This is a genomic window from Microcoleus sp. LEGE 07076 (assembly GCF_015207455.1).
Taxonomy (GTDB): Bacteria; Cyanobacteriota; Cyanobacteriia; order Cyanobacteriales; family Microcoleaceae; genus Microcoleus.
Window position 1 is genome coordinate 39,002 of record NZ_JADEWV010000014.1, and the last position, 14,436, is coordinate 53,437.

Genomic DNA, 14,436 nt, shown 5'->3' on the forward strand with positions numbered 1-14,436 from the left:
ATAACAAAAACAGTTCGTAGTGCGGACTTTAGTCCGCTCTTGCGCTGCGGACTAAAGTCCGCACTACGAACCAATAATTTTACTGCGGTTAATCTATCGGATACGATATTACTTCATAGATGATCTGCAAGCAAGTACCCGTTTTTGAGCGGGTCATTCCCAAATCTTCAATGCTTCAATGCTTCAATGCGTAAATCGTATTACTTCTATTTGTAAAATGGGATTGTGACTATAAAGGTAGTGCCTAATCCTGTCTCGCTGGAAAATTCGATTTGACCTCCGTGCAAGTCTACACACTGCTTGACTATGGATAAACCCAGTCCTGTTCCGGGTATTTTTCCGACATTTTGGGCTCGGTAATACGATTCAAATAGTTGTTCTTGGTCTTCTATCGGAATGCCAATGCCTGCGTCTTTAATTTTAAAGGTAGCTTTTTCATTATTACAGTTTAATTGAAAATAAATATTGCTGTCCACCGGCGAATATTTGACAGCATTAGAAAGCAAGTTTGTCAAGATGTGCCTGAGCAATTTTGGATCGAGCGCGGGCTGGTGTTGTGTTTTTTCCGAATCGCGATCGGGTTTTTTCGCGAGGGAAGTTGGTTTTCGGTAAATAAAGTTAATTTGATGATTTTTTCCGTAACTAATTTTAATTGATTCTACTAACTCGGTGCAAAAATTTTGTAAGTCAACTGGTGCGGGATTGAATTGGAGTTTTCCGGCTTCGGCGCTGCTGAGCAGCCGCACGTCGTCTAATAGCTGAGCCATGTGTTTAGATGCTGATTTGACGTGTCCGAGATATTCTTGTTTTTCAGCGTGGGTGATTTCGTCGCCGTATTCTTTGAGGATTTGAGTAGCAAATAATACGGTATTTAAAGGATTGCCGAACTCGTGAGCAAGCATTGAGAAAAAACGAGATTTTACTTGTCTGAGTTCTTGCTCTTTTGCCAAAGAACGGCGAATTTCTAGTTCTTGTTGCTTGCGTTCTGTGACATCTCTACCGATATAGACAAAATCGTAAAGTCCCTCTAATTCTGTCTGAATTGCTGAACAGGAAAATTCTACCCAGATTTCTTCTCCGGCTTTTGTAGTGCAGACTACTTCCAGTTCTCTGAGAAACTCTTTTTGAGACAAAATATAGCGGTGACGAGCTTGGTAAAGCAAGGTTTCTTCGACTACTATTTTGGAGAGCGGGTGGTCGATCAATTCTGCTTCGCTGTACCCAAATAGCCCTTGTGCCGATTGATTGACTGTTTTGATAATTCCTAATGTTGTTGTCACCAACAAAGCATCGCCCATCGAACGGATAACTTTATCTATATAATCTTTAGAAGCGGCTAAGGCGCTCACCAAAAGATTAGCTTCATTCGCTGTCTGAATCAAGGATTGCTTCATCACCATTTTTTCGGTGGCGTCTTCAATCAAGATGAGCAAATTAATTGGCATATCTTGTTCTTTTTCATGTTCTACAGCCAACATATCGAAGTATAAAGGGCGGTTTTTGTCGGCAAACCGAGCGATACCTTTGAGTTCAAAACTCGGCCGCCGTCCCATCAATATCGACATCAGGATATTTTCAATGCCAATCAGTTCGGGAAAACTGATGCGAGCATCTGCACCGGGGATCGCGTCGCTCGGGGTATCGGCATAGTGCTGCACTTCGGCGGAGATTTCCTGAATGATGAAATTGTGGTTTATTACAAAATATTCTGTTTGTCGCGGGCCCAATAGCTTTCTAAAAAGGGGGTTCATGCTTGTTCTACCATTGTGTAAGCGAGTTTGTGGAAGATTTGGTCAACGTCTTTGCCTGTTTTAGCAGATGTGGTGTAAACTGCTATTACTTTGTCTTGACCGAGCGCATGGGAAATTTCTACTAGCAGTGCCAATTTTTCTTCGTCTATCAAGTCTACTTTGTTCAAAGCGATGATAATTGACCCTTTGGGATTGACTGAAGAAAAAAGTTTGATGTGTTCGGAGATTCGCTCAACTGTTTCGGTGCGGCTGACATCGGCAACGATTAAAACGCCGCTAGCTCCCTGCAAGTAAGTCGGTGCGATTCCTTTGAATTTTGTATGGCCTTCTAAGTCCCAAATCAGCAACTGTGCAGTGACGTTTTCTCGCTCTTTGATGCCTTCTAATTCTAGGCTTTTGCGGGAAATTTTGACTCCGACAGTGGATAGGTACTCGTCGCTGAATTGCCGATCGACAAAACGGCGGATTAGGCTAGTTTTGCCTACACCAAAATCGCCGATCATGCACATTTTTTTAGATATAGTAACTGCCATAATTATTTGCTGTTTATGCTCTTAGTTATTGGTTCAAATAGTACGCATCTGCTTAAAACTAGCGGCTGATTGGGTTCCACGCCGTCGGGAGGAATTGAGCTGGCAACCGCTTGGAGGCGCTTGGGGTCAGCACCTTGCTGCACCAAAGCATCTTGCACTGTAGCGGCACGCCTGAGCGACAATCGTTGATTGGTGGCAAGATCCCCAGTTCCATCGCTGTGCCCAATTATCTTAATATGTTTTTGAGGATATCGATCCATGAATTTTTTGACACTGGCGATGATTTCTGCTGATGTTGAGTCTAATTTTGTCGTTCCAGGGTCAAAGTAGATGCGGCTTGGAATTGTGAGCGGATCTAGTTTAACAGTGCTGATGACGGACTGAACGCCGGGAATTTGCTTCAGGGATTGGGCAATTTTCTGCGAGTCGGCAGTGTCGGTGACTGTGCCCTCTACTGTAACTTTGCGATCGCCATACCGACTAGAAATATAAACGCCCTGCATCTGGTTCAAAACAGCGGTAATCCGCTGTACTTCTCCCGCCGTCAAAACTGGGTCTGGAGGTACATCTACAGCGATAATTTGATTGTCTAATTTCAGATTTGGTAGAGTTGATGCAGCTATTTTTTCAGCTTTTGCCCGCAATTCTGGATTTGGCAATTTTCCGGTTAATTTGAGAGTGTTGCCTTCAACGTCGGCGTTTAAGCGGTAAACTGCTAATTCTGGGGTCGATGCTAAAGCTAAAGCGACATTTGTTACCAGGGGGCGGTCGATGCTGCGGCGGTACTGATACATTCCCCAAGGTATTAAGATTAAGCTGAGGGCGACTAAACTGATCCCGGCTAGGGCGATCGGAGGTTTGGTGGATTTTTCCTTTTCCAGTGGGTCGAATAAAGTTTTGATAAACGGGTGCAGCGAATCGGGTATAGTATCGGGGTCGCCGTTAAATTCGTGAATTAATTTAGCGTAGTTAAGGATGAGATTACTAAGTGTTTTCCGCATTTTTTTGATGAACGAGTCTGGCGGTTCTCCTTTAATTACGATTGCCATGTAGCAGTATCCCGCTACTTCTAGCAAAATTTTTGAGTCGCCGTATTCAATTTGATTGAGTTCGGAAATTTCTCCCGGCACAACGATGCACTCGTTCACAAAGCTGCGAATAGCTGTGAGCATTCCTGCTACCATTTCTGATTCTAACTGGTAGCTTTCGGAGTTTTGAACTTCGGAAATCACTAAGCCTGATGCTTTGTGAATTAAGAAGGCTGCTTGGATGGAAAAGGGTACTGATTCTTGGAGGATTAATTCGGCTTCGGAGACTCCTTGTACTTTGGAGCGAATTTTGCGCCTAACTCCTTCCACGCTCATGGCATTTGACACTTTTTCATTGATTGTCTTGATTGCTTCTGCCATGTATCTGGAAATAGTGTTGCCAATTACTGGATAGAGGGCATCTACCATTGCGTCTCGTTCGAGTTCTATTTGGGCTGTAATCGCTTTGCCCATTTCTGGGGCGAGGGCTTGGGCGATCGACTCTTTGTCGAGGCGAATTTGCTCTTTAATTGCCATGCCGATTTCTGGGGCGATCGCCTTAGCAATATCTTGTGGCGAATTTTCTATTTGTTGAGAAAGTGCGTCGGGGAGTAGCTCAGCGATTGCTGAACTCATTGCCGACTTGTTTTCCACGGTTTTTGCTCTAATTACTTCGTCAATAATTGGCCCGATCGCCTGCACGACTTCTTCTCGGGAATCGGTAATTTTGCGGCTGAGAATTTGTGCGATCCAAGGCAGCATCAGCGCGATCAGCTCTTGGGGATCGTAGATTTGGTGTTCGAGTTTTCCTAATTTATCGTTGATAGTTACCATCAGTTGGCGCACACCTGGCAAGTCGTTTTGCGCCAGGAGGTTTTTCACTTGCTCGATATCCGACATTTGCGAGCCAAAAATCAGAGTTTGCAGCCTTTCCATCGCGCTGTCGGCTTCATTTAAGTCTTGTTTAATTTCGCCTAATATTTCTGAGCGCTGCGATATCGGTGTCGGCTGTTCTGGCACTTCTGGCATCGATTGCAGCTTGTGAACTACCGCATCTAAATATATTTTTTCCGAAGGCGCAGGAATTGTGGGAACTGCGGCATTTGGCTCATTTGCTGCGGGCGGTTGCAGATTTGGGCGATCGGACAAATTCTCTAAAGCGGTGTCGAAATCTTGGAATTTTTCCGCCTGTACTTTCTGCGGAAAATCTGATATTGTCAAGTCAGGCGATTCTCTCTCAAAATCGGAAACATCGGCAGAAATATCTATAGTTTTAGCTGAGGAATAGTTTCTTTCTAGTTCTGAGCTTTTGAGTTTGTGAGTATCGAACAGCCAACTTTTGGAATCGCCTGAAACAGCCGGCGACTGTGTAGATTTTGGTTGTTGAGAGCCAGTTTTTGGCGGAGCGATCGGTGCAGTTTCCTCTGGCTCTTGCAAATCTGAAATACCTAACAAATCCATCAACCCGCCCAGGGCTTCGGCTTGACCTTTTTTGTTGATTATGTCAGCTTCGGAATCTGGGTTTTGCGGCGGTGCAATTTCGTTTGGGTCTTGCTCAGAAATACCTAACAAATCCATCAACCCGCCGGGGGTCCCAGCTCGATCGTTGCTGCTGCTGTCACTTTCGGACTCAGCATTTTGCTGGTTTGAACCAGCTAAAATTTTGAGTTCGACTAACAGATTCAGCAAGGGTTCTAGCTGGGTTGCGGCCGAGGCCGCGGACTCGTCAGGTTGAGAAACAAAACCCTCTAGCTGATTTTCATCTGCTGGATTTTCTTTCGGTAAAGCCATGCGTTATTATCCGTGGTGGTGGCGCTCCGGCAACAGAAATTCGTTATTTAACTTATTGTCAGTAACGCCTTTTAGTTCGGGGACAAATTCTGTTCCTTTGAGCCTCATACCGAGTTCAAACAGAATTTCTGCCATGTCGTCTCTGGAAACTTTAACATCTCGGAGCATGGAAAAGCGCCGATCGAGTTCTTCAAAAACTTGTGTTTTCAGAGTGCGGGTTTCTTCGGAGAGTCGCTCTCGGGTTTGGGAGAGTTCGTCGCGAATCGAACTGGTTTGATTGTCGATCGCCTCGTCGAGTGATTCTATGCTGCTGGAGAATTTCCGGTTAACGCGATCGATTTGCTGGCGGAGATCGGCACTTTCTTCTTGCGTGTTTGAGGTTAGGGATTTAACTTTCTTTTCAAACGAATCAACTGCTACCTTGACTTCGGCTGACAGAACTGCTTTTATCTGTTCGATGCGACTTTGCACATCTTGCTGCATCATTGACAGTTCAGAATCTATTTTATCAAAACGATTGTCGTATTCTCTAAGCTGCGCCCCGAAAATTATATCTCGAATCTGGTCGATATTTCCCAGCCGTTCGCGCATTTCTTCTTTAGTTATTTCTGCCATGCTTGTACCTCGAATCTCCCTAAATTGTAAGTTTTGGAACTGTGTTGAATTTTTTGTTAAACTACCTGTCGAGCATTTTAAGTAGGCTCAAAAGACGTGCCGGGGGCTTTTTCTGCGGTGATTTACCGCAACAGTTGGCTGAACTGCCTTTTTTTGAGTTGGCAGAACTTTATTGCTTGAAACTCTCACCCCTGCGTCGGGGAGGGGATTTTTTAGAGTTTTGACTCTTTTATATCCTGAGATTCAAATTCTTGGGGCGGGTTCTGTGGCCCAAAATGGCGGTTTGCTATTCTTGTTTTGCAGCAAGCTCCTCAAGCTTAGACTTTCCTGCTATACAGGGGGGTAGGTTTTAATGTCTTGTCTTGACTTTTCAATGATATCCCATCTTTGAGAGCGCCTAATGCCGGGGCATCTAGGTCACGGCAAAAAAAGGGGCGGACGTGATCGCACCGGTGCAAATATCTATAATATCCTGTCTCGTCGATTCACAACGATAAAATTGGTTCGCGCGTGCGGACTTTAGTCCGCAACCAGGAGCCGACTTTAGTCCGCACACGAACTGTTTTTGTTACGATGACCGGACGTGATACGATCTGTGGCTCGAAAGATCCAACTCGGCGGTTAAAATCAGGTCTGCACAAACGGGAGCATCTGGTGTTTTGTAGTTGAGCGTGTTTCGATCGCGGATTGTGCAACTCGCGAGCTCGCGACAGCTCGCACGCTCAATAAAAAAATTCTTTTTGCAAAACACAGATGCTCCCTGCACAAACTTTCCTCCGCATCCGCAGACTGAAGAATAGACATCGAACTTTCTCCCCGTCTCCCTCTGAAAAAGCGTAGGGCCCGATCGACAGCGATCGGACCCAATAATATGAGAGTTTTGTTTTTTCTAACAAACGGGATGTGTTTCCGGTAAAGAACAATTACTTACTAGGGTTGACAGTTTGTGCAACTTTACTTTTAATCCGCAAGCACAATAAGTCTGACTCGACTGCGGTTTGGCTTGACTGCCCGATCGGCAGTTTTGCCACTATTCCAAGTTGTGTTAGGTTAATTTCGGCTGCGCTGGGGAATCTAGACCGGAGACACCATGCCTATATCCTTGAAGTTTGCTTCTAAATATGGCGACCTCCTGTTTCTTTCTGTTCCGGTGTCTATTATTTAACTTAGCACGAGCTTTCGCAGGAGTAAAGCACTACTTGCAAAACTTGATTTGTCTTTACATTACTAAGTATAATGATATTAATATCCACATAGATGTAAGTTAGGACTCATGCACTCGCCCGCAAAGAAACAGGTTTTTTTTACCGGGATTGAGGATTTACCAACCGTGTATTTTGGTAGAAAAACTCGATTTCTCGACAGGGATGCGTCTAGGACTATAAATTCTATTGTTGCTACATCTTCACATACTTAACAGTTTTTGTCATGTCTATTTCTCCTAAGTTTCTCTCAGGCACCGAAATCCGCGAAACCTTCCTGCAATTTTATGCCCAGCGGGGACATAAAATTTTGCCCAGCGCTTCTTTGATACCCGAAGATCCGACAGTGTTGCTGACGATCGCCGGAATGCTGCAATTCAAGCCGATATTTCTGGGACAGCGGGCGGCCCAATCGCCGCGCGCCACCACTTCGCAAAAGTGCATCCGCACCAACGACATCGAAAACGTCGGCCGCACCGCCCGCCACCACACGTTTTTTGAAATGTTGGGTAATTTCAGTTTCGGGGATTATTTCAAGAAACAGGCGATTGCTTGGGCTTGGGAACTTTCCACGGAAGTTTTCGGTTTGTCACCGTCGAATTTGGTTGTGAGTGTTTTCCGAGAAGATGACGAAGCTTTTGCGATTTGGCGCGACGAAATTGGCATTCCGGGCGATCGAATTCAGCGCATGGGAGAAGCTGACAATTTCTGGCAATCGGGCCCGACAGGCCCCTGCGGCCCTTGTTCCGAGATTTACTACGATTTCCACCCAGAAAGAGGCGATAATATTGACCTCGAAGATGATAGCAGGTTTATCGAATTTTACAACCTGGTTTTCATGCAGTACAATCAGGATGCAGAGGGCAATTTAACCCCCCTGCAAAATCAAAATATTGATACTGGGATGGGATTGGAACGGATGGCGCAAATCCTGCAAGAAGTCCCTAACAATTACGAAACAGATTTAATTTTTCCCATCATTGAATCGGCAGCAAAAATTGCCGGAGTTGATTACCACAACAGTGATGAAAAAGTCAAGGTTTCGCTGAAAGTAATTGGCGACCATATTCGGGCTGTGGTGCACATGATTGCAGACGAAATTCGCGCATCGAATGTGGGTCGCGGTTACATTTTACGAAGGTTAATTCGCCGGGTGGTGCGCCACGGGCGGCTGATAGGAATTGAGGGCGAATTTACGGCGACTGTGGCCGAAAGTGCGATCGCCCTTTCGGAAGCAGCGTATCCCAATGTGCGCCTGCGCGAAGCTCAAATTAAAGCAGAATTAGCCAGGGAAGAGGCGCAGTTTCTCAAAACTTTGGAACGCGGAGAGAAGCTGCTGGAAGAAATTGTCAAAAAAGCTCTTGTGGAACAGGAGTCTGGCTTGTTGCTTTCTGGGGGCGGGCAAGATGCCCACCCCACAGTAGAGATTTCTGGTCAAGATGCTTTCACTCTTTACGATACCTACGGTTTTCCCTTAGAACTGACACAAGAAATTGCTGAAGAACAGGGAATTTCTGTCGATTTGGACGGATTTGAAAGGGCGATGAAGGAACAGCAAACTCGCGCCAAAGATGCTCATCAAACAATTGATTTGACGGTGCAGGGTTCTTTGGATAAATTGGCTGAGACTATTGAAGTAACTGAATTTGTCGGTTATAATAAGCAGTCAATTTTAGCTGAGGTAGAAGTTATCTTAGTTGAAGGCAAATCTGTGGAATCGGCAGAGGCGGGAACTGAGGTACAAATTGTTTTGAACAAAACGCCGTTTTATGCTGAATCCGGCGGACAAATTGGCGATCGAGGTTATTTGAAAAGCGGAGAAAATGGTGATGGTTTGTTGGTGAGAGTTGATGATGTGAAAAAAGAATCGGATTTCTTCGTGCATTTCGGTTTGGTGGAACGGGGAACGCTGAAAATTGGCGATAAAATTACTGCCAAAATTGACAATAGCAGCCGCCGCCGCATTCAGGCGAACCACACAGCAACTCACTTATTACAGTCAGCTTTGCGACAAGTTGTAGATGATTCAATTTCCCAAGCTGGTTCGCTGGTGTCGCCTGAGAGATTGCGGTTTGACTTCAATTCTCCCCGCGCTGTCACCGCAGAAGAGTTGGAAAAGATTGAGGATTTAATTAATAGTTGGATTGCTGAGGCCCACGCTGCGGAAGTTGCAGAAATGCCGATCGCCCAAGCGAGAGAAAAAGGCGCTACTGCGATGTTTGGCGAGAAGTACGGCGACGTGGTGCGGGTAATCGATTTTCCCGGCGTTTCGATGGAATTGTGCGGGGGGACTCACGTCAGCAATACCGCAGAAATCGGGCTGTTTAAGGTTGTTTCCGAAGCTGGAGTAGCAGCGGGTACTCGCCGGATTGAGGCGGTTTCGGGCCAAGCTGTTTTGGATTATTTGAACCTGCGAGACAAGGTTGTGCGCGATTTGGGCGATCGATTTAAGGCGAAGCCTGAAGAATTGCCCAACCGGATTACTAATTTGCAGAACGAGTTGAAGGACACTCAGAAACAGTTGGCTGCTGCGAAGTCAGAATTGGCGATCGCGAAATCCGACCAATTGCTAAATGCGGCTGAGGATCTCGGTGAATTCAAAATCATTGTAGCTCAATTGGGGGATGTCGATGCAGAAGCGCTCAAAACGGCCGCGGAAAGATTGCAGCAAAAATTAGGAAATGCTGCGGTAGTTTTGGCATCGGTTGCTGATGCGGAAAAAGTAACTTTAGTGGCAGCTTTTAGTCCCGAAGTTAATCGAAAAGGATTGCAAGCCGGCAAATTTATCGGGGGAATAGCTCAAATTTGTGGCGGAAAAGGCGGCGGGCGGCCTAATTTGGCGCAAGCTGGGGGACGCGATGCAAGTAAGTTGCAGTCAGCGCTAGAATCTGCTCGCAATTTGTTGATTGAAGGGTTGGGTTAGTTGACTGTTGACTGTTGACTGTTGACTGTTGACTGTTAACTGTTGACTGTTAACTGTTGACTGTTGACTGTTGACTGTTGACTGTTGGCTAAGGAATGAGAATTAAATAACTTGCATTTTTTGTAGGAAGTTATTTAATCCCCGATCCTAAGAGGGGGCACGGGCACCGCCCCACTGACTAATAACCAATAACCAATCACCAATAACCAATCACCAATAACCAATCACCAATAACCAATCACCAATAACCAATCACCAATAACCAATAACCAATCACCAATAACCAATAACCAATAACTACTAACCACTAACCACTGACTCTTGCTTTTCCCCCAAAATAGCATAAACCACAGTCTCTTCTTTTTTACCCCGCAATTGAATCGCTCCTACTTTTTGGCCATCGTAGCGATCGCGCACGTAAGCAAAAGTCCTCCCCGTCACCAACAAATTAAAAGGACTATCAGAAACAATTTCCTTATTCATAGCCTCCAATCTAGCAGCAACGTTGACAGCATCGCCGATCACAGAATAATTCAAACGCCGGGAACCGCCGACGCTACCAGCAACTAACTGTCCGGTATGCAAACCTATGCCAAACTTAATTAAAGGTTTGCGTTCAAGTCTCAGCTTTTGGTTGATTTCGTGTAGCTTTTCGTGCATCGCGATGCAAGCGGCAACTGCATTCAAAGCATCTTGTTGAATTTCTGAATATTCTGTGTGGCAAAAAGGCACTCCAAAAACTGCCATAATTGCATCACCGATGTATTTATCGACAACGCCGCCGTGATCCATAATACAGTCGGTCATCGCTTCCAAATAATTGTTCAGCCAGGTGAGCAAATCCCGCGCGGGCATTTTTTCGGAAATTGAAGTAAAACTGCGAATATCCATAAACAGTACAGTTGCTGTAAGTTCTTGAGGTTCGAGTTCTCCTTGTTCAAATATCTCGGCTTTGCGCTGCCAAATAAGCTGAGCAGTTTCGGGAGCGACGTGCTTTTCAAATAACTTCATTAACTGCTGTTTTTCGTATTGTTCCCGCAGTTGCAAAGCAGTTCCAGATAACATTAAAGTGCCGATGGGTGCGACAACGGGAATCCACCAAAAATAGTAGCTAAATAAGACAGCAGCGGCGCAAACCCAAATTACAGGTAAACCGAGGACGATCGCGATTCTCTCTTTAACACCTCGGTTGCACAGAACCCAAGTAGTAAGCGGGCCAATTCCCAACAGTAACAAAATTTCTAGCCGTAGCGGCAGCCCCTGCAGCAATCGTTGATTCAGCAAATTGTCAAGCAGCGCTGCATATAAATAAACCCCAGCCGTCGTCTTGTCTAGAGGTGTAGATATCTGGTCAACACCCGTAGCGACGAAGCCGACTAAGATTAATTTATTCTCTAAAGCATTTTCAGGAATTCTACCTTCGACAACATCAACAAAAGCATAGGTGGGTAGATTTTGTGTTTTCCCTGGCCAGTTAACCCAGACTTTTTCGTCTTGCAGATGTTCTGGCTGCGGCAGCAATACAGGGTTTTGCGGGTTAGCAGCATTATACCTGTGAGCCATTGCTAAAGCGAAGTTAGGAATAGATCCCAGAAAGATTTTTGCATCGCGACTAACGCCGTCGCTGTTGGGTTCGTGCACGATGTGTCCGACACCTGCGGCGGCTGCTTTTAAAGATGCGACAGGTTCTTCTTTGGTGGTTCTCGGAAGTACAACTTTGCCGTTGGCGGCGATCGCCTCCGTTAAAATATCATCTTTCGGGCTCGGATCGAGAAAAAGAATGTCGAAACCAACTGCTGTGGGGGGAGATTTTTTCAAAGCCTGCAGCAGTTGGGCGTAGCGATTGCGCGGCCAAGGAAATTTACCGTATTCCTGCAAGCTTTGGGGTTCGATCGCAATTACGGCAATTCTCGCATCCCACCCCGGATTTGGCAAAATTCCCGATTGTCTAATTTGAAATAGTGTTTTGTATCCCAAATATTCTAGGTGTTTCCACATTCCCAATTGCAGCATGGCTAAAGAAATTATGCCTGCTACAGCGCCTGTCATCCAGGGAGGATTTGTGATTATATATTGCCGGAGGGCGATCGGTTGATGTTTGAGATGCTCAATCAATTTTTTGAACTTCATGCAATTAATTTGACGCAATAATTGACATTCGAGTCCGACGTTCTAGAGGATTTATAGTCATGATTTTTTACAATAGCGCAAGGGAAAAGCGTTGCCGCAAAGTTTCTTTATTTTGACTGCCGAAATTCACCGCAAAACGCTTCGCCCCTACAAGAAATAATCAACCCAAATAAAATTTAGTATATATACTGGTGCTCAAAAAAGTGAGGTATCCGGGATATGTCCGGCGCGGGCATATCCCGGATAGTATAGCGTTTCCAGCGAAAGATGAGGTATGCCGAGGTATACTGGAACCCTTATAGTATCAAGCTTTTCTTGGCAAAATGGGCACCTCACTTTTTAGAGAAAGGCTATACCTCATATCAGAGATCGAAAGGCTATAACTTAAATATTGCACCAATATCGATCGGGCTCTTTTTTGTGGCTGGGGGCGGGTTTATTTAACCTGTTTGCAGCACAGGCTCAAGAGTGAACCCGCCCCTTGTATCTTAAAAGAGTGAGGACGGTCGATCGCTAGATCAAACAGGCGATCGCGCTTTCCTTACTCCTAGATAAGTTGTTTAAGGAACTGCAAGGCTGTAATGCCGTTCCCTGACGGAGGGGGCTCGCACTACGATGTTGAGGCGGCGGCTGGGAGGTAAAATCCCTTGGATTTTGAATTTGCCCTCTCGATCGACCTCAATCGCTTCGTTGTTGACATAAATTATGTTGATCGGGTTAATTTGACCGCTGAAGCGATAGATATCGCCGCTGAGTCTGAACAAACTGCGGACTTGGAGTTCGACTAGGCGAGGGCTCGCTGATGGTGTCGCGGGCTGGCTTTGAGAGAAAATTGTCGTCGCGCTGCCGCCGTTGACAACGACTTCTGAGTCGGTGCTTCCCGATACTGCGACTGCACCTTCAATAGTTTCGACTGCGGTTTTGCCGTCGCCGACGCTGACTCCAAAGGAAGTGCCGCGGACTCCGGCCACGCCTTCGGGGGTTTCAACCCTCACAGGCGCGGTTCTGGCAGATTTTTTTTGTTGGGCAATTTGACTCGAATTTCCGAGTCCGCTGAAGGTATTGAGGGCCACAATTTGGTTCGGCGGGATAATTGTTGAGGTGTTGGCTGCCGGAGTTGCCGCATTTGTTTTGCCGACGGACAACCTGACTCGCCCCCTGCTCACAAAAATGGCTGTGTTTTTTTCGTCGCCTGCACCGCTTGACAAATTGGATATTCTGACTGCTGTGTTTTCGTCAACTTCCACGATGCCGCCGTTGTTTTCGATCGCCAAACGGGCTGTGGAATTTGCGCCGGTGATGATTTCGTCTCCGGGAGCTTGGAGCCGATCGCCCGCGACGGCAGGCCTGCCTTTAAAGCTGACAGTACCCCGAATTTCTTTAATTTCGAGCGATCGTCCGGCTGCTGTTCCCTGAGCGTTTGTGGTTGCTGCTGGGGATGGATTTGCCGCCCGGCCTGCCGAAAAATCTGGATACTTTGAGTCCGTAGGCTTTGTTGGCGGTCGATCCACTGAAACAATTTTAGTAGGGTTTGACTGCTGTTTGGGGGATGGAGATAGCGGACTGGCGATCGTCCCGCTAAATGCCGGCAGACAGCCGAGCACAGCCAAGGACAAACTTCTGAACCCTATTTTGGTCGATCGCCAGCACGGAAACATTTTCTTCATAATTTCAATTTTGTCATGTTGAAGTTCCTCAACTTCCTTTCCTTTATTAGACTTCCTTAATCCGGCAATCGTTCCATTTTTTTTGCTGTCAAACAGCAGCAAAAATAAGCTTTCTCAGCCACAAAGCTTAGCATTAAATCTTCTTTTTACTGTCAAATTTTAGTAAACTGTTACAACCAGCCCCTTTGCTAAACTCTGATCTACAGCAAATTTAGCATACCAGACTCTAAGTCTTTCCCTGCAAGAGATTGGACCGATGTCAAGGTTCTAGGACGAGTATTTATCTATACCGAATATAAAATTTATTACTGCTGATGAATGCTTTTTGCATTCTGCCGGAAGGATGAACAATTGGGGAGAAATCCTGTAATTGTGGCAGTTAATAAAAAGATTCGTTTAAGGAAGCGATAAAAAATAATTATCGGTAGCGGTGCGACGGGAGATGGCGAGTGGAGGTTGCTGTGGAACCCTAGTCGGAGCTGCTTGTCGCGACCCAAGCAGCTCCGACTAGAATACCGTCTTTTACCGAAAGTTCGGTCGAAATTTCCCCGAAAAATTATCGCTGGCGATCTGGTCGCTAGCGTTGCTGTTCGATCGCTCCCGCCAAACTGTAAAATGGACGCTTGTATATAGGTTATATAGAGCAGGAGAACAATTTCAGTGGCAATAGAAGTAGGTCAGAGAGTAAAGGTGCGCCGCCTCAGAGATCGGATACCTCCAAATATGGTGGGCAAGATCAAGGAGAATCCCGTAGGCACTGTTGACGGATTCAGAATGGTTGACGGCAGTGGAGTAG

At 45.9% G+C, this 14,436-nt stretch carries 8 protein-coding genes; 2 read left to right on the forward strand and 6 right to left on the reverse strand.

Annotation, left to right across the window (positions count from 1 at the left end):
- Window positions 1-206 precede the first annotated feature (206 nt).
- From IQ270_RS04000 to IQ270_RS04015, 4 genes are read right to left on the reverse strand one after another with little or no spacing between them, the layout of a single operon-like run.
- Window positions 207-1,751, reverse strand: a complete 1,545-nt coding sequence (locus tag IQ270_RS04000) for a PAS domain-containing sensor histidine kinase (RefSeq protein WP_193971965.1) — start codon at window positions 1,749-1,751, stop codon at window positions 207-209.
- Complete coding sequence (locus IQ270_RS04005; RefSeq protein WP_193971966.1) at window positions 1,748-2,284, reverse strand: Rab family GTPase; 537 nt, start codon at window positions 2,282-2,284, stop codon at window positions 1,748-1,750. Before IQ270_RS04005 ends, IQ270_RS04000 begins: the two co-directional genes overlap by 4 nt.
- Before the next feature lie 2 nt (window positions 2,285-2,286).
- Window positions 2,287-5,103 (reverse strand): OmpA family protein, encoded by a 2,817-nt coding sequence (locus IQ270_RS04010; protein WP_193971967.1) that lies wholly within the window; start codon window positions 5,101-5,103, stop codon window positions 2,287-2,289.
- Window positions 5,104-5,109: 6 nt separating this feature from the next.
- Entirely contained in the window at window positions 5,110-5,718 is a 609-nt protein-coding gene (locus tag IQ270_RS04015; protein WP_193971968.1) for a hypothetical protein, read from the reverse strand.
- A gap of 1,428 nt (window positions 5,719-7,146) precedes the next feature.
- Between IQ270_RS04015 and alaS the strand changes: the two genes are divergently transcribed.
- Window positions 7,147-9,843: an alanine--tRNA ligase gene (gene alaS / locus IQ270_RS04020; RefSeq protein ID WP_193971969.1), complete on the forward strand. Its 2,697-nt coding sequence runs from the start codon at window positions 7,147-7,149 to the stop codon at window positions 9,841-9,843.
- 300 nt (window positions 9,844-10,143) lie between these two features.
- Here alaS and IQ270_RS04025 read toward each other — a convergent pair whose 3' ends face one another.
- A complete protein-coding gene (locus tag IQ270_RS04025) occupies window positions 10,144-11,973 on the reverse strand; it encodes a CHASE2 domain-containing protein (RefSeq protein WP_193971970.1) in 1,830 nt (609 codons plus the stop codon).
- Between the two features lie 560 nt (window positions 11,974-12,533).
- The gene (locus IQ270_RS04030; protein WP_228056065.1) at window positions 12,534-13,742 is read right to left on the reverse strand and encodes a FecR domain-containing protein; all 1,209 of its coding nucleotides are present in this window, start codon (window positions 13,740-13,742) and stop codon (window positions 12,534-12,536) included.
- 558 nt (window positions 13,743-14,300) lie between these two features.
- Here IQ270_RS04030 and IQ270_RS04035 point away from each other — a divergent pair.
- The coding region (locus IQ270_RS04035) for a cytochrome b6f subunit family protein (protein ID WP_193971971.1) at window positions 14,301-14,436 on the forward strand (136 nt) is incomplete at its 3' end.

Excerpts from the sequence above, each read along its gene's own strand:
- IQ270_RS04025 (WP_193971970.1), bottom strand. The coding sequence starts at position 11,973 with ATGAAGTTCAAAAAATTGATTGAGCATCTCAAACATCAACCGATCGCC.
- IQ270_RS04010 (WP_193971967.1), bottom strand. The coding sequence starts at position 5,103 with ATGGCTTTACCGAAAGAAAATCCAGCAGATGAAAATCAGCTAGAGGGT.
- IQ270_RS04000 (WP_193971965.1), bottom strand. The coding sequence starts at position 1,751 with ATGAACCCCCTTTTTAGAAAGCTATTGGGCCCGCGACAAACAGAATAT.
- IQ270_RS04005 (WP_193971966.1), bottom strand. The coding sequence starts at position 2,284 with ATGGCAGTTACTATATCTAAAAAAATGTGCATGATCGGCGATTTTGGT.
- IQ270_RS04015 (WP_193971968.1), bottom strand. The coding sequence starts at position 5,718 with ATGGCAGAAATAACTAAAGAAGAAATGCGCGAACGGCTGGGAAATATC.
- alaS (WP_193971969.1), top strand. The coding sequence starts at position 7,147 with ATGTCTATTTCTCCTAAGTTTCTCTCAGGCACCGAAATCCGCGAAACC.